This window comes from Arthrobacter sp. KBS0702, assembly GCF_005937985.2.
GTDB lineage: Bacteria > Actinomycetota > Actinomycetes > Actinomycetales > Micrococcaceae > Arthrobacter.
The window spans coordinates 489,404-504,450 of record NZ_CP042172.1 but is presented as its reverse complement, the minus strand read 5'-3'; the positions used below and the strand labels follow the sequence as shown (position 1 = coordinate 504,450).

Here is a 15,047-nt window from a genome sequence, read left to right as displayed (position 1 = left end):
GCGGTCAGGTTCGCTGTGACGGAACTCGGGGCGCGGAAGCTACGACGCCGGAGTGGAGGCCCCGGCCACGGCTGCTTCCGCCTCTGCCCGGGCTTCGCCTTCGCCTGCGGACCTGGGTTCCGGCACGGTGAACCGCGGCAGCAGCAGTTGCACCAGCGGGCCGATCGCCAGGGCGTAGAGCACGGTCCCCACGCCCACGGATCCACCCAGCAGCCAGCCGGCGCCCAGCACCACTACCTCGATGCCGGTCCGCGCGCCGCGTACCGGCCACCCGGTGCGCCGTGCCAGCCCGGTCATCAGGCCATCCCGTGCGCCGGGTCCGAGGCGCGCACCAATGTACATGGCCGAGGCCACCCCGTTGAGCAGCACTGCCCCGACCAGGAGCGCGGCCTGGCCGCCCAGGTGCGAAAACCTCGGGATCAGTGCCAGCCCGACGTCGGCAAAGACGCCCACCAGCACGGCATTGCAGACGGTACCGACCCCGGGCCACTGCCGGAGCGGAATCCACAGCAGCAGCACCAGGAAGCTGACGATGATCACCACCGTGCCAAGGCTCAGCCCGGTCCTGCCCGCCAGCCCCTGGTGGAAGACATCCCACGGCGCCGTCCCCAGGCTGGCGCGGATGACCATGGCCAGCGAAACGCCGTACAGGGCAAGGCCGATCAGGAGCTGGAGGAGTCTGCGGGTCATCATGACCACCATCCTCCCCGAAAACTGGCCTTGTAATCCATAGCCAGTTTGAAATACTGGCTTTATGTCCGGTTCCTTGAATCCGAGTTCGCTGATCCGTCTGCTGGGCGGGTGGAACGTCGGCGCCTCCCCCGCGTACCGCGAACTGGCCGACGTCGTGCGCCTGCTCATCCTGGACGGCCGCATCGCGCTCGACGTCGCCCTGCCGAGCGAGCGGTCGCTGGCCGCGGCCCTCGGCATCAGCCGCACCACCGTGACCGCCGCCTACGCGCTGCTGCGCGACGAAGGTTTCCTCAGCGGCGGCCCGGGCAGCAGGAGCCGCAGCCGCATTCCCAGCCACAGGCCCGGCCATGCCGCGAACGACGGCGGCCCGCGGCTCAGCGGCGCGCCCGGACTGGCGGTTCCGGACGGAGTCCTCGACCTGGCCTACGCCTCGCTGCCGGCAAGCGGCGAGGTGGTGCACCGGGCGTTTGCCGCCGCGCTGACGGAGCTGCCGGCGCTGCTGCCCGGCTTCGGCTACGACGCCCTTGGGGTGGGTCCGCTCCGCGAGGCGATCGCGGCCCGCTATACGGCGGCCGGAGTGCCCACCACCGCCGGGCAGATCCTGGTCACCTCCGGCGCGCAGCATGCCCTGAACATCGTCCTCCGCACCCTTGGGGGCCGGTCCGGGAAGGTGCTCGTGGAGCATCCCAGCTACCCCAATGCCCTCGATGCGATCCGCGCCGCCGGCTGCCGGACGGTGACCGTGGCCATGCCCGCGCCGAGCCGCACCGAAGCCCCCTCGGGTTCCGCCGTGCCCGCGGGCCCGGGGGCCCGGGACGCCGGCTGGGATGTGGAGGCGATGGAAGCGGCGCTGCTGCAGCAGCGGCCGGCGATGGCGTACCTGGTGCCGGACTTCCACAACCCCACAGGCCGGCTGATGCCCGACTCCCAGCGCCGCCGCCTCGTCGCGGCGGCCGCGGCGTCGGGCACCGTGCTGGTGGCCGACGAGACGCTGCGGGAGCTGAACCTCGACGGCCTCAGTTCCACGCCCATGGCCGCGTTCAGCCCGGCGGTGGTCTCGCTTGGTTCCCTGAGCAAGTCGCACTGGGCGGGGCTGCGCACCGGCTGGATCCGGGCCGGCGAGCCCCTGATCCAACGCTTCGCCGCCGCCCGCACCACCATGGATCTGGGCGGCCCGGTGGTCGAGCAGCTTGCCGCGGCGCACCTGGTCAACGACCTGGCCGAGCCGCTCCCGGCCCGGCTCGCCGCGCTGCGGGAGAACCGGGAGACCCTGCTGGACCTCATCCGCGGACACCTGCCGGACTGGGAGCCGGAACGGCCCGACGGCGGCCTGTCGGTCTGGTGCCGGCTGCCGGCACCGGTCAGCACCGCCCTTGCGGTGCTCGCCCCGGACTTCGGGATCCGGCTCGCCGCGGGACCCAGGTTCGGCGTCGGCGGCGCCTTCGAGCACTACCTGCGCCTACCCTTCACCCTGCCGCCGGAGAAGCTGGAGTCCGCGGTGCTGGCACTGCGCGCGGCCCAGGACCGGCTGGAGCGTTCCCCCCAACTGCGGCGCAACCTCCCCGCCCCGCCCGCCGCAGCCATCGCCTGACGCCCGCGCGGGCTCCCGCCTCCCCCCCGGGCCTCCCCCGGGCCCGTTTCGACGGTTCCGTGCCCACTCGACGCGCGGACACATCGAACGGGCACGGAACCGTCGAAACGGCGGAGCGTCGAAAAGGCGGAGCGTCGAAAAGGCGGAGCGGGGCCTAGGCGTAGACCTTCTCGAGGAACCCGGCCCAGGCTTTCGCCGTCGCCCCCGTATCCCCGCGGCCGCTGAAGTCGTGGACGGTCATGCCGACCGGCGCGCCGAAGGCGTTGCGCCCGAAGAAGCGGTACAGCGTGTCCGCGGTCCGCAGCCCGAGGAAGTTCTCGTTGGAGAAATCCACCTCGGCGGACAGCTGCCCGACGCCGTCGACGTCCAGTTCCACCGTGTCCCCCTGCGCCGAGCCGGCGACTCCGAGGGCCTGCTTGAGCCGCTCGAATCCCTCCGCGACCTGCGACGCGGCCGGTGCCTGTATGTCGGTGAAGACCACGGGCTTGCCGTCGAAGTGCTTGAGGTACTGGCCCAGGGTGTGCAGGTAGAACGCCGTGTGCTTCCTGGCGCCGTCGTACTGCCCGTCCCAGTCGTCCGTGAAGATGCCGCTGTGGACGTAGTGCAGCCGCGCCCGGCCGCCGTCGAGCGGTTCGAGGACATGCTCGAGCTGGTTGAACCAGCCGTCCGGGCCTTCCATCCGGGAGACCAGGTGGGAAGGGCGCTCCTCCACAGTCTTCACAGCCGGCCACTGGTCCGTGGGAAACATCCAGGCCGGGGTGCCGCGGGTCACCGCCTCCCAGACGCGCTCGGGGGTGCCGGGCAGTTCCGTGTCGTAAACAATCTCGAATTCGCGCTTGTCAGTCATGGTTCTGCTCCTTGGAATGTGGGGTCTTGGGTTGGGTCTTCAGCGTCGGGTGGAGTGCGACGACGAGCCGGTGCTTGCGCCCCGGAGCCCGGGTGTGCCCGCCGGCCGAGCCGCCCGGCGGGACCGTACCGCCGTCGTCGTGGTACTTGTCCGCGAGCCGGGCCACGGTGGCCCCGAGTTCCTCGGCGAAGGCGGCCCGGTCGGCCGCCGAACGGAAGGTGATCTCCCCGTCGATCGCGAAGGTGGCGAGTTTCTGCCGGGCCGCGCCGGCTCCGGCAATCAGCTGGCCAAGTTCCTGGACCATGCGGGCCGCCAGCGCCAGCAGCCAGAAGGCGGAGAAGCGGTCCGAAAACCGGTGCGGGTCCGGGGCCACGGAGGCCAGCGCCGACGGGGAAATCAGGTACGACGCCGCCGTCGCGCGCAGGATGCGCTCGGTGACGTTGCCGCGACGCCGCTCCTCGACGAGCTCGACCAGGCCGTGCCGCTCCAGGGCCTTCAGGTGGTAGTTCACCTTCTGCCGCGGCAGGCCCACTTTCGCGGCGAGCTGCGTGGCGGAGCCGGGCTCGGCCAGCTCCCGCAGGATGCGGGTCCGGATCGGGTCCAGCGAGGCCTCCGCCGCGGCCGGGTCCTCAATGACTTCGATATCCAACATGCTTCCAGTGTGGCCACCGACAGTTTTTATTGTCAAGAACTTTTTTCTCGTCGGTGCCCGTTTCGACGGTTCCCTGCCGGTTCGACGCTTCGAAGCGTCGAGTGGGCAGGGAACCGTCGAAACGGCGGGTGGGGGCGGCGACGTAGAATGGGTCGGTGATGCAATCCCCCCTGCCCGTGCGCGACGGCGTGAACGCGACCCGCCTGCGGCTGCCGGACGAGGGGCCTTGGGACACCGCGATGGACTACATGATGCACCGCTGGGGGCACATCGACCCGCAGGGCATCGAGGACCGGTTCGACGCCGGCGAGATCGTGGGCGAGGCCGGCGTCCCGCTGGACCGGACCACCCCGCTGCGGCACCACACCTTCATTTGGTACTACCGCTCGCTGCCGCCGGAGCCCCGCATCCCGGTGGAGCTGAACATCCTGCACCAGAACGAGCACCTCCTGGTGGTGGATAAACCGCACTTCCTGCCCACCACCCCGGGCGGCACCTACATCCAGGAGTCGGCCCTGGTGCGCCTGCGGAACCAGCTGGGACTGCCGGACCTGGTCCCGATGCACCGGCTGGACCGCATGACGGCCGGCATCCTGCTGCTCTCCACGAACCCCGAGACCCGCGGGAAGTACCAGGTGCTCTTCGAGAAGCGCCAGGTCCAGAAGGAATATGAGTGCGTGGCCGCGGCGGAGCCCGCGCCGGGGCACCCCGCCGTCGACTTCCCCGTCGTGGTGCGGAACCGGATGACGAAGTCCCGCAGCTATCTACTGGCCGAGGTCATTGAGGGCGAGCCCAACGCCGAGACCCGGATTGAACGGCTCCACACTTTCGCCGGGCCGGCCGAAAACGGTCCCGAAAGCGGTCCCGACGGCATGCCCGACGCCGCCGCACCGCGCCGTGCGTTGTACCGGCTGGAGCCGCACTCAGGAAAGACCCACCAGCTCCGGGTCCACATGGCCTCGCTCGGACTCGGGATTGTGAACGACGCGTTTTATCCCGAGCTGCTGGACAAGGCGCCGGACGACTACACCAGGCCGCTCCAGCTCCTGGCCCGCGGCATCCGGTTCGTGGACCCCATCACCGGCAGCCCGGTGGAGTACCGCAGCCGGCTTGAACTCTCCGAAGCCCGCTAGGCCGCGGGGCACCACCCGGAACCCAACCCCAAGCACCCGGGCGTCCGGCCGGATATGGGGTAACTTGTGCCCATGGACCTGGCCAATGCGGACACCTGGGGATCCGCGATCTACTTCTGGATCATCCCCGTTGTCCTCGGCGACGCCATCTTCCCGCCGGTACCCTCCGAGATGGTGGTGATCACAGCCGGAGCACTGTCGGCCGACGGCCGCGCCAACGCGTTCCTCGTGGGGGTCCTCGCGGCGCTGGCCTCCTGGCTCGGCGACCTGATGGTCTTCCAGCTGTTTAAGCGCCGCCTCAGCCATGTGCTGGACCGTTGGAGCTGGGGCCGGAAGTTCCACGGCGCGGTGCACCTGGCCATCGCCAAGGCCGGCCGCTCGTCCACCTACGGGGCCATCATCGGGATCCGCTTCATCCCCGGCGGCCGGCTCGCCACCACCGCCGCGGCGGGGATCGCGAACGTGTCCACGCGCGGCTTCAGCTTCTGCGCGGCCGTGGGCGGCGTGCTGTGGGCTGCCTGGTCGGTGGGGCTGGGCTACGTCACGGGCTCGGCAACGCGGCTGCCGTTCTGGGCGAGCTCGCTGATCGGGGTGGGCCTCGGCCTCGCGATCGGCGCCGCCGTCGGGCTGGTCGTCACGCGCCGCCGAGGGAACCGGTCCCCCGTCGTCGAGTCGGGGTCGGCCGCCGCGGACCCCGACGAGGAACTGGACTTCTAGACCGGCGCCCAGCGGCCGCGGTTGCGCCGCAGCACGGTCAGGTTTCCGGTCACCGCCACGCGTTCGACGGCGTCGCGCATCATGGCGGCCGACTCCAGCGCCTGGCTGTTCTCGGCGGCGTAGGCCGTGGCGTCCACCAGGAAGCGCAGGTTCAGCTGCGGGACCCCGCCGGCGAGCTCCAGCTGGTTGGACTCCACATGGTGCCGTGTCCCGAGCGCCTCGACGGCAGCCTGCATGACGGCCTCCGGCGGGTTGCCCGGTTTTAGTCCGGTGATCTTGAGTCTGGTCTGGAACGACGGCATGGAACAACCCTATCCGGCCCCTCCGACGGGCCGCCCGGCCGCTTCGCGGACTACCCGGTGTTGCGCAGTCCGGCCGCGACGCCGTTGACCGTGATCAGCATGGCGCGCTGGAGGCGTTCGTCGATCTCGGCGTTGGGCATGCCCTCCCCGGCGGCGGCCTCGGCGCGGACCCGGCGCAGCAGCTCCACCTGCAGGTAGCTGATCGGGTCCAGGTACTGGTCGCGGATCTCGAGCGAGCGCTTGAGCGTCGGCTGCGCGTCGAGCAGCAGGTCCTCCCCCGTGAGGTTCTGGATCTCGGCGACGGTCAGCTCGTACTCGGCGCGGATGGCACGGAAGAGGTGGTGCAGTTCTTCCGGGACCAGGGTGGAGACGTAGTAGCCGGCAATGTCCATATCCGTCTTGGCCAGCGTCATTTCCACGTTCGAGAGCACCGAGCGGAAGAAGTGCCAACCGTCCATCATCTCCACCAGCTGGGCGGAGTGGCCGGCCTCGCGCGCCGCCTTGAGGCCCGAGCCCACGCCGAACCAGCCCGGCACGATCTGCCGCGACTGGGTCCAGCCGAACACCCACGGGATGGCACGCAGGCCCTCGAGGCCTGCGCCCGAGTCGGGGCGCTTGGACGGCCGCGACCCGATGTTCAGCGAGCCCAGCTGTTCCACCGGCGTGGACGCCATGAAGTAGGCCGGCAGGTCCGGGTCGTCAATGAGGCTCCGGTAGCGGGCGAACGCGGCGTCGGAGATGGTCTCCATGACGTGGCCGTAGCGCTCGCGCTGGTCCTCCGAGGTGCGCGGGGCGCGGTGCAGCGCCGAGCCCTGCAGCACCGCGGCCAGGGAAAGCTCCAGGTTCTCTCGGGCGAGCTCGGGCAGCGAGTACTTGTCGGAGATGACCTCGCCTTGTTCGGTGAACTTGATTTCGCCTTCGAGCACGCCGTTGGGCTGGGCCATGATCGCGTCGTAGGTCGGACCGCCGCCGCGGCCCACGGATCCGCCGCGGCCGTGGAAGAGCCGCACCCGCACACCGTGCTTGGCCGCGACGTCGCGCAGCTTCCGCTGCGTCTTGTGGATTTCCCACTGGCTCGTCATCACGCCGGATTCCTTGTTGGAGTCCGAGTAGCCGAGCATGATCTCCTGCACGTCGCCGCGCAGCCGGACCAGCTCGCGGTAGGACGAATCTGAGAGCAGCGCGTCCACAATCTCGGCCGAGGCGCGCAGCTCCTCGACGGTCTCCAGCAACGGGGCGAAGCCGATTTTGGCGTAGGGAGCCTCGCCGAAGAGGCTCACCAGCCCGGCCTCCCGGGCCAGCACCGCCGCCGCCAACACGTCGTCCGCGCCGCGGGTCATCGAGACGATGTAAGTCTCGATCACGTCGGGGCCGTAGGTGCGCAGGGCCCGGCGGATCTCGCGGAACACGTCGTACGTGCCGTCGGCGACGCCGTCGAGCTTGATCGGGTGGCCGGACAGCGGCCGGCGGGAGGCCAGCTCGGAGCCCAGCACCTCGAGCCGCTCGGCGCGGCTCAGTTCGGCGTACCGCACACCGGGTCCGCCGAGCCGGTCCATCAGCTGCCCGACGGCGTCGTGGTGGTGGTCGGCGTGTTCGCGGATGTCAAGGGTGGCCAGGTGCAGGCCGAAGGAGGCGATGGCGCGGCGGACCCGCGCCAGGGCGCCGTCGGCGGCGAGACCGGCCTGGTGGTTCCGCAGCGATGGCTCCAGCAGGCCCAGTTCGGCGAGCAGCTCCGCGGTGGCGGCGTAGTCCCGGCCGGGCTCGTGGGGTCCGCCGGCGGCAACCCGGCGGCCGGTGTTGAGCAGTTTGGCCTTGATGCAGGTGAGTTTGAGCCGGTAGGGCTCCTGCGCGTTGAGCTCCAGGACGCGGCGGTCCAGCCCGGGCAGGTGCCCCAGGTCGACGTCGATCGAGTCCAGCAGCGCCTGGTCCGCCCCGGCCAGCGCGGTCGAGTTGGACAGGATGGAGATCAGCCCGTCGATCAGGCCAATGCTGATCCGGATGGCGTGCTGGTTCTGGATCTGCAGGATTTCGCGCGTAACGCCGGCCGTGACGTTGGGGTTGCCGTCCCGGTCGCCGCCGATCCACGAACCGAAGCGGATGGGCGCCTTGGTGACCGGCAGGGTCACGCCGTGGTCGGCGAGCAGCTCGGAGAGGTCCGAGAGCATCTCCGGCATGGCGTCGCCGAGGATTCCGGTGAGGTAGTAGATGGCGTTGCGGGCTTCATCCACCGGGGTGGGCCGGACCTGGCGGAGTTCATCCGTCTGCCACATCTGGTCGATCACCTCGGACAGCTGGCGGTCCTGGCGGCGGCGGGCCGAGGTGCCCTCGAGGGTGGGTTCGGCCAGCACGTCGGAGAGCCGGCGGACCTTGTCCAGCACCGAGCGGCGGGAAGCCTCGGTGGGATGGGCTGTGAAGATGGGCCGGACGTCGAGTCCGTCGACGACGTCCTGCAGCACGGCGGATCCGGCCTGTTCCGCGATCTCTTCGACGGCCTTGGCCAGCCAGCCGTCCTTCTCCGGCCGGCTCCGGAGTCCGCGGACCCGGTGGACCTGCTCGGCGGCATTGGCCAGGTGGAAATAGAACGCGAAGGCCCGGACGAGGTCGGTGGCCTGCTCGAGCGGCAGGGAGCCGAGCAGTTCGCGGACCTGGGCGACGACGTCGTACGAGCTCCACGGCCCGGTGGCATCGGCGCCGCCCCGGGCGGCCTCCTTGGACTCCTTGGTCAGCAGGCGCACCTGCTCCACAAGGTCCAGGAGCTCGGGACCGTGCTGGCGGACCAGGGATTCGCCGAGGAGGGTGGACACCCGGCGGACGTCGGCGCGCAGTTCTGAGGCCAGATCCGTGCCGGAAGTGAATGCAGTGTCAGCCATGGAAACTATCTTTCGAGGGTTCGACGTGGCTCGTACACTGCGCTGGATACTGTGAGCCGGGTTACTTGTACCCATGGGATGTTACCCGGCTCACGGGCTGCCCCGGGAATCCGTCTCAGATACTGTCCGGGGCCTTGACGGGGGCGCGTCGGCCCAAGTAGTCCGCAGTTGTTGTCGTTTTGAGCGCTCCAAACGACAACAACTGCGAGCCAGTTGGGCGGGTCTTCGCGGGCCTGGCGGGCCTAGCGGGCGATCTTGAAGTTGAAGTCCGCGTTCCCGAAGGCGCCCCACAGCCGTAGCCAGATCGGAAGGAGCATCTCCGTGCCGCGGGCGGTGGTGATGTCGCCCAGGTCGATGATGTCGCGGTGGCCGAGGTCCGCCAGCAACCCGGCCACCACCGATTTGGCGTCCGCGTCGTTGCCAGAGACAAACACGGAGTGGTCTCCGCCGGCCACGCTGGCCGGGTCCACCATGACAGTGGCGTTCATCGTGTTGAGCGTTTTGACCACGCGCGCCTCCGGGAAAGCCCGCTGGAGCTGCTCGCCGAGGCTGTCCGTGTTGACCGGGTTCAGCGACGGCGGGAAACCCTGGGAGAAGTCGAGCGGGTTCGCAATGTCCATGACGACCTTGCCGGCCATGTTGGCCGTTCCGGCTGCGGTGAGCGCGTCCAGGGAGCCGGTGCCGTTGGTGGCATTGACAACGAGGTCGCTGCCGGCCGCCGCCTCGGCGAAGGTGGCCACCGGGATGTCGCCGTGCTCCGCGTGCCACTGGGCGAACGGCACGCCGCCCATCGGCCCGGCCTCGGTCCGCGCCAGCGTTGCCTGCGGATCGCGGGTTCCGATGACGACGTCGTGGCCAAGCTTTGCCAGGGCGTCCGCCACCGTGGGGCCGACCATACCGGTGCCAAAGACTGCAATTTTCATGGGGACCTCATTCAGGAAGGGTTCTCGAGTTTCGGAGAGTAGACAAGTTCGTCTACCGCTGGGCGAGACGCTACCAGACAGAACTGTCTACAGCAAGGAGTGTGGGCCGCAGGGCATTCGCGGACGTCGGAGCTGACAGATGGCCGCGACATCCGCAAGACCGGACAGACTGGTCTGTGTACCATGAAGCTATGACGCCGACAGCAGCAGCCGCCGCACCAACCGCCGGGCCGCGGGCGGTCCGGACGCCGGCAGGTCAGGCCAAGGACAAGATCCTGGCGACGGCCTTCCGGTTGTTTTACGCCCACGGCCTCCGGGCCGCCGGCATCGACACGATCATCGCCGAATCCGGGGTCGCCAAGGCCACCTTCTACAAGTATTTCCCGGCCAAGGATGACCTGATCCTGGCCTACCTGGAACAGGTGGACGGGGTCTGGACCGGGCAGTTGCATGCCGCCGCCGAGGCCGCCGGGCCGGACCCGGCAGCCCAGCTGGTTGGCCTCTTCGACGCCCTGTCAACCGCCTGCCGCCGCGACGGCTACCGCGGCTGCGCCTTCATCAACGCCGCCGCCGAATCGGCGTCGGGCACCCGCGTGCACGAACGGACGGTTGCCCACAAGCAGGACATCCTGGCCTGGATCCGGGACCTTTCCGACAGCGCAGGCGCGCCAGATCCGGACGGGCTGGCCCGCAGCCTGACCCTCGTCCTCGACGGCGGCCTGGCCAGCGGGGTGCTCGACGCCGACCCTGCCGCTGCCGCGGCCGCCCGGGCCACCGCTGCGCAACTGGTCGCCGCCGCCCTGGCACCTTCGCCCGTCTCCTGATCCCTGGAGGGTTCCCATGACCACCGACGCGCCCCCTGCCGACCCGCAGCTTGCCCGCTGGCAGCGCTTCCGGAAGAACCGCAACGAGGCCCTGGCCAGCGACTACGGCTGGCTGACCCTGACGTCCTTCCAATGGCTGGGAGACTCGCCGTCCGCCGTTGAGCTCGCCCCCGGGCTGTGGTCCACGGATGGCACGACGGCGTTCCTGACCGCCGCCGCTGCCGACGGGCTGACGCTGGTCGGGACGGGTGAGCCCGTCGACGGGTCGGTCAGCGCGAAGCTGGCCGATGAGGAATCGCTAATGTGGGTCCAGTTCGGCGGCGACGACGGCAGGCGGGTCAGAGTGGAGCTCGCGATGCGGGCCAACAAGTATGCGATCCGCACCCGGGATTCGGCGTCGCCGGTGTTCACCGGGTTCGACGGCGTGCCGACCTTCGATTACCGGCCTGATCTGGTCATCGAGGCGCGCTTCCTGCCCTACCCTGAACCGGTGGATGTGCCCATCGGGACCGCCAACCCGCTGGTGGACGGTGTGCACCGCTCCGTCGGCGAGCTCGTCTTCCGGCTTCCGGGCCAGGAGCACGAGTGCCGCCTTCAGGCCGAGGAGGAGAAGCTTGGCGCCCTCACGGTGACGTTCCACGACGAGACCAACGGGCTGAGCACCGATGAGTGGCGCAAAGTCTCGACCGCCCGGCCCCGCGTCGATTCCATGGGAAACAGGACGGTGATCCTGGACTTCAACCGGGCCATCAACTACCCCAGTGCGTTCACCCCGTACGGCACCTGCCCCATGCCGGTGAAGAACAACAGCCTGGACTACCGGATCGAAGCCGGCGAAAAGCAGCCCTTCGCCTAGCCCCGCCCTTGCGCGAACGGACACTTCGGGCCCCACCCCACGGCGCGAACGGACACTTGAGGCCCCAAAACCCGCAGATTCAGGGCCTCAAGTGTACGTTCGCGCTGGATGGCGGCGGGGGTGTCGGGGGCGGGGGCTAGACGATCGCGGAGACCCCGGTCACGGCGCGGCCCACGATCAGGGTGTTGATCTCGTACGAGCCCTCGTAGGTGTAGATCGCCTCGGCGTCAGCGAAGATCTTGGCCATCGCGTAGTCGGTCACAATCCCGTTGCCGCCCAGCAGGGACCGGCCCATCGCAACGGTTTCGCGCATCCGGGCGCTCACGTAGGACTTCGCCAGCGCCACCTGGGGCATGTCTGCGGCGCCCGCATCCTGCAGCTGGGCAATCCGGACCATCATCCCCATGCTCGCCACGGCGTTGCCGAGCATCGTTACCAGCTGCTGCTGCACCAGCTGGAACTTCGCCAGCGGCCGCCCGAACTGCCGGCGCTCGACGGTGTACCGCCGGGCGACATCGAACGCCGCCAGTTGCTGGCCCACACCCTGCCAGGCGACCATGATGCGCGAGCCGCGGAGCAGCTCGTTGGTGTCCTCGAAGCTGTTGATCCCGGCGAAGCGGTCCGACTCGGCCACCCGGACGTCGTCGAACACGATGTCGGCATTCTGCACCGTGCGCAGCGCGATCTTGTTTTCGATCCGGCTCCGGCTCACGCCGGGCAGCGTCGCGTCGACGATAAAGCCGCGGATGCCGCCGTCGGCCTCGTCCCGGGCCCAGACCAGCATGTAGTCGCAGAACGTCCCGTTGCCGATCCAGCGCTTGGCGCCGTTGAGCACCCAGTAGTCGCCCGCTTCCCCGCCGGCCACGCGGCGAGCGGTGGTTTCCATGCCACCGGCGACGTCGGAGCCATGGTCCGGCTCGGTCAGCGCGAAGGCCCCGGTGGTCCGCAGGTTTGCTGCGTCCTGCAGCAGACGGGCCTTCTGCTCTTCGGAGCCGAAGCCGTAAAGCGACTCCACGAACAGGTCGTGGTGGACCAGGAAAAACGTCGCGAGCGAGGTGTCCACCCGGGTCATTTCGGCGATGACAAGGCCGGCAAACAGGTTGCTGTAGCCGCGCTGGGCCGGGGCGCTGAGCTCCAGCGCGGCCAGCTTGGGCAGGATGTGCGCGGGGAACTCGGCGTCGTTCCACCACTGGGTGGCGAACGGTGCCACCTCGCGGGCCAGAAACTCCCGGAGTTCGGCCAGTTTCGCCTGCTCTGCGGCGCTGAGCAGGGATTCGAAAGCAAAGAAATCGGCCGCCGGCAGCCCGGCGAGTGCCGGGTCGACCGGGGCAGGGCTGTCTACGTCGTGCGTCACTTCGGTCCCATCCGGATGGCGCCGTCCAGCCGGATGGTCTCGCCGTTGAGCATGGCATTGTCCACGATGTGCGCGGCCAGGTTCGCGTACTCGGCAGGGCGGCCCAGCCGGGACGGGTGCGGCACCTGCGCACCCAGCGACTCCTGTGCCTCCTGCGGCAGTCCGGCCATCATGGGGGTCTCGAAGATGCCGGGCGCGATCGTGACCACGCGGATCAGCGAACGAGCCAGTTCGCGGGCGATCGGCAGCGTCATGGCGGCCACGGCACCCTTGGAGGCGGAGTAGGCAGGCTGCCCGATCTGGCCGTCGAAGGCTGCGACGGAGGCGGTGTTGATGATGACCCCGCGCTCCGGGCCGCCCAGTTCCGTGACGGCCGGCTCGGTGGCGGCCATCGCGGCGGCGGCCAGGCGGATCACGTTGAAGGTGCCCACGAGGTTAATCTGGATGACCCGGCTGAACGTCTCCAGCGGGAGCACGCCGTCGCGGCCCAGCACCTTGCCCGGGGTGGCGATGCCGGCGCAGTTCACCACGATCCGCAGCGGGCCGAGGGCGACGGCGGCGTCAACCGCGGCCTGCACCTGCTCTTCGCTGGTGACGTCCGCGGCGACAAAGACGGCGCGGTTGGCCTGCTCAGGCGCACCGCCGCCAGCAGGCGCGTTGAGTTCGGCGGCGAAGGCCTCCCCGGCCGAGCCCGGCAGGTCCACCAGCACCACGGACGCGCCGGCGGCGAACAGCCGGCGGGCCGTCGCGGCCCCCAACCCGGAAGCGCCGCCGGTAATCAGCGCGACAGTACCCAAGACGTCCATGCATCCTCCTTGATGTGGAACCGCAACCCGGCCGTGAAGCTGTAAGCAGCCCACCGGCACCAGGGAACATTAGTTAGTTCAGGTTAACTGGAATACAAACATTGCGCACCTCGGCCCCGCCATTCCGTGCCGGAGTGGCCCGCGCCACTACGCTGGGACCATGACCGCAGCCGCCGCCCACTCCCCTGCCCCGAACTGGTCCTTCCGCGCCGATGAAGCCGCGCGTTCGGTGACCCGGCTGTTCGGGCAGCGCCTCTTTTTCCTGCCCGGCACCCACATCGCCGCCACCAGCCGCCCGTCCGGCCGGCTGAAGAACCTGGCCCGGCCGTGGCACTACTGGTGGCAGGCGCACTACGTGGACTGCCTCATAGACACCGGCCGCCGGGAGCTCGGCGGCGAGGGCCACACTCCGGCCAAGTTCGACGGCGACAACCTGCCCAGCGCCGGCAAGTTGGCCTCCCGGCTGGTCACCGGCATCCGGCTGCGGAACTTCCTGACCGTGGTCAACAGCTATTACGACGACATGGCCTGGCTGGCCCTGGCCACCCTGCGGCTGGAGAAGCTCGCCGAGGACACCCGCAAGACCACCGGCCGGCGCCGCAACGCCAAGGTGCTCAAGAGCCTCACCCTCCAGTTCGACTCGGCCTCGACCGACGACCTGGGCGGCGGCACGTTCTGGAGCAAAAAGCGGGACTTCAAAAACACCCCGGCCACGGCCCCGGTGGCGCTGTACTACGCCCGGACCGGGCAGGCGGCGAAGGCCCAGGCCCTGCTGGACTGGCTGGATGCCAAGCTCTACGACCCGGAACAGGGAATGTACCGGGACGGTCTGCGGATCGCCCCCGGCGGCGAACTGGTGCTGGAGAGCGCCATCTACACGTACAACCAGGGCCCGGTCCTCGGCGCCCTGCTGGAAATGGGCGGCGACGCGAACCTTGAGCGGGCGGCGGCGCTGGTGGCGGCGGTGGAGCGCAATCTCACCGTGCAGGCCCCGCTGATGGGGCGCAAAGCCGCGGTGCTCCGTTCCGAGGGAACCGGCGACGGCGGCCTCTTCACCGGGGTCCTCGTCCGCTACCTGGCCCTCGCCGCCGTCGACGAACGGCTCCCCGCCGAGACCCGGGCCACGGCTGCCCTGCTCGTGACGGACACGGCGGAGTCCTTCTGGGAGGGACGCCGCCTGGTGGGGGCGCAGGAGCCGCTGGCACGCCGGGGCGCCCGGCTGGTCTTCTCGGCCCGCCCGGAACTGCCGGCCCGCCGGAGCTACCCGGCCGGGTCCGCCGTCGAACTGTCCACGCAGCTGCAGGCGTGGATGGTGCTGGAGGCCGCGGCCTCGATCGCCGGGAAGCTGCCCGCCGTCGGGAAGCCCACCACCGAAACCGCCGCGGAATCGGCCCCGGAAACCCCGGCGCCCAGCGCCTCCGAAGACGTCTCCGAAGCCGCCCCCGATACCGCGGCGGAAACCTCTTCCGGGAATTAAGT

14 protein-coding genes are annotated in these 15,047 nt (G+C 69.9%); 6 read left to right on the top strand and 8 right to left on the bottom strand.

All coding sequences use genetic code 11. The features are described 5' to 3' along the window. Positions 1-39: 39 nt before the first annotated feature. Positions 40-693: a YitT family protein gene (locus tag FFF93_RS02400; protein WP_138767487.1), complete on the bottom strand. Its 654-nt coding sequence runs from the start codon at positions 691-693 to the stop codon at positions 40-42. A 61-nt stretch (positions 694-754) separates the two neighbouring features. Between FFF93_RS02400 and FFF93_RS02395 the strand changes: the two genes are divergently transcribed. Then, positions 755-2,284, top strand: coding sequence for a PLP-dependent aminotransferase family protein (locus tag FFF93_RS02395; RefSeq protein WP_138767488.1), 1,530 nt, complete (start codon positions 755-757; stop codon positions 2,282-2,284). Positions 2,285-2,438: 154 nt separating this feature from the next. On the opposite strand, the gene FFF93_RS02390 is transcribed toward FFF93_RS02395, so the two are convergent. Both FFF93_RS02390 and FFF93_RS02385 read right to left on the bottom strand, forming a co-directional pair. Further along, on the bottom strand, positions 2,439-3,131 hold the full coding sequence (locus FFF93_RS02390; RefSeq protein ID WP_138767489.1) for an SRPBCC domain-containing protein: 693 nt from the start codon (positions 3,129-3,131) through the stop codon (positions 2,439-2,441). Next, positions 3,124-3,783: a helix-turn-helix domain-containing protein gene (locus tag FFF93_RS02385; RefSeq protein ID WP_138767490.1), complete on the bottom strand. Its 660-nt coding sequence runs from the start codon at positions 3,781-3,783 to the stop codon at positions 3,124-3,126. Before FFF93_RS02385 ends, FFF93_RS02390 begins: the two co-directional genes overlap by 8 nt. A 158-nt stretch (positions 3,784-3,941) precedes the next feature. Here FFF93_RS02385 and FFF93_RS02380 point away from each other — a divergent pair, with 158 nt between their 5' ends. Next, positions 3,942-4,916 (top strand): RluA family pseudouridine synthase, encoded by a 975-nt coding sequence (locus tag FFF93_RS02380; protein ID WP_138770250.1) that lies wholly within the window; start codon positions 3,942-3,944, stop codon positions 4,914-4,916. Between the two features lie 72 nt (positions 4,917-4,988). Beyond that, on the top strand, positions 4,989-5,633 hold the full coding sequence (locus FFF93_RS02375) for a DedA family protein (protein ID WP_138767491.1): 645 nt from the start codon (positions 4,989-4,991) through the stop codon (positions 5,631-5,633). Here FFF93_RS02375 and FFF93_RS02370 read toward each other — a convergent pair. From FFF93_RS02370 to FFF93_RS02360, 3 genes are all read right to left on the bottom strand, one after another. After that, positions 5,630-5,935: a hypothetical protein gene (locus FFF93_RS02370; protein WP_138767492.1), complete on the bottom strand. Its 306-nt coding sequence runs from the start codon at positions 5,933-5,935 to the stop codon at positions 5,630-5,632. The genes FFF93_RS02375 and FFF93_RS02370 overlap by 4 nt on opposite strands. 50 nt (positions 5,936-5,985) lie before the next feature. Continuing rightward, the gene (gene ppc, locus FFF93_RS02365) at positions 5,986-8,805 is read right to left on the bottom strand and encodes a phosphoenolpyruvate carboxylase (protein ID WP_138767493.1); all 2,820 of its coding nucleotides are present in this window, start codon (positions 8,803-8,805) and stop codon (positions 5,986-5,988) included. A gap of 242 nt (positions 8,806-9,047) precedes the next feature. After that, a complete protein-coding gene (locus FFF93_RS02360) occupies positions 9,048-9,728 on the bottom strand; it encodes an NADPH-dependent F420 reductase (protein WP_138767494.1) in 681 nt (226 codons plus the stop codon). 191 nt (positions 9,729-9,919) lie between these two features. On the opposite strand from FFF93_RS02360, the gene FFF93_RS02355 reads away from it, so the two are divergent. Both FFF93_RS02355 and FFF93_RS02350 read left to right on the top strand, forming a co-directional pair. After that, a complete protein-coding gene (locus tag FFF93_RS02355) occupies positions 9,920-10,552 on the top strand; it encodes a TetR/AcrR family transcriptional regulator (protein ID WP_138767495.1) in 633 nt (210 codons plus the stop codon). A 16-nt stretch (positions 10,553-10,568) separates the two neighbouring features. After that, on the top strand, positions 10,569-11,408 hold the full coding sequence (locus FFF93_RS02350) for a DUF1684 domain-containing protein (protein ID WP_138767496.1): 840 nt from the start codon (positions 10,569-10,571) through the stop codon (positions 11,406-11,408). A gap of 136 nt (positions 11,409-11,544) precedes the next feature. Here the strand turns inward: FFF93_RS02350 and FFF93_RS02345 are convergent, their stop codons facing one another. Beyond that, positions 11,545-12,762, bottom strand: coding sequence for an acyl-CoA dehydrogenase family protein (locus FFF93_RS02345; protein ID WP_138767497.1), 1,218 nt, complete (start codon positions 12,760-12,762; stop codon positions 11,545-11,547). After that, positions 12,759-13,568 carry an SDR family NAD(P)-dependent oxidoreductase gene (locus FFF93_RS02340; protein WP_138767498.1) on the bottom strand — a complete coding sequence of 270 codons (810 nt, stop codon included), beginning with the start codon at positions 13,566-13,568 and terminating at the stop codon, positions 12,759-12,761. Before FFF93_RS02340 ends, FFF93_RS02345 begins: the two co-directional genes overlap by 4 nt. Positions 13,569-13,728: 160 nt before the next feature. Here FFF93_RS02340 and FFF93_RS02335 point away from each other — a divergent pair, with 160 nt between their 5' ends. Further along, entirely contained in the window at positions 13,729-15,045 is a 1,317-nt protein-coding gene (locus tag FFF93_RS02335) for a glycoside hydrolase family 76 protein (RefSeq protein WP_138767499.1), read from the top strand. Positions 15,046-15,047: the final 2 nt, after the last annotated feature.

Bases quoted from the DNA above. Each gene is read 5' to 3' on its own strand.
- FFF93_RS02400 (WP_138767487.1), bottom strand. From the start codon at position 693: ATGATGACCCGCAGACTCCTCCAGCTCCTGATCGGCCTTGCCCTGTAC.
- FFF93_RS02395 (WP_138767488.1), top strand. From the start codon at position 755: ATGTCCGGTTCCTTGAATCCGAGTTCGCTGATCCGTCTGCTGGGCGGG.
- FFF93_RS02390 (WP_138767489.1), bottom strand. From the start codon at position 3,131: ATGACTGACAAGCGCGAATTCGAGATTGTTTACGACACGGAACTGCCC.
- FFF93_RS02385 (WP_138767490.1), bottom strand. From the start codon at position 3,783: ATGTTGGATATCGAAGTCATTGAGGACCCGGCCGCGGCGGAGGCCTCG.
- FFF93_RS02380 (WP_138770250.1), top strand. From the start codon at position 3,942: ATGCAATCCCCCCTGCCCGTGCGCGACGGCGTGAACGCGACCCGCCTG.
- FFF93_RS02375 (WP_138767491.1), top strand. From the start codon at position 4,989: ATGGACCTGGCCAATGCGGACACCTGGGGATCCGCGATCTACTTCTGG.
- FFF93_RS02370 (WP_138767492.1), bottom strand. From the start codon at position 5,935: ATGCCGTCGTTCCAGACCAGACTCAAGATCACCGGACTAAAACCGGGC.
- ppc (WP_138767493.1), bottom strand. From the start codon at position 8,805: ATGGCTGACACTGCATTCACTTCCGGCACGGATCTGGCCTCAGAACTG.
- FFF93_RS02360 (WP_138767494.1), bottom strand. From the start codon at position 9,728: ATGAAAATTGCAGTCTTTGGCACCGGTATGGTCGGCCCCACGGTGGCG.
- FFF93_RS02355 (WP_138767495.1), top strand. From the start codon at position 9,920: ATGACGCCGACAGCAGCAGCCGCCGCACCAACCGCCGGGCCGCGGGCG.
- FFF93_RS02350 (WP_138767496.1), top strand. From the start codon at position 10,569: ATGACCACCGACGCGCCCCCTGCCGACCCGCAGCTTGCCCGCTGGCAG.
- FFF93_RS02340 (WP_138767498.1), bottom strand. From the start codon at position 13,568: ATGGACGTCTTGGGTACTGTCGCGCTGATTACCGGCGGCGCTTCCGGG.
- FFF93_RS02335 (WP_138767499.1), top strand. From the start codon at position 13,729: ATGACCGCAGCCGCCGCCCACTCCCCTGCCCCGAACTGGTCCTTCCGC.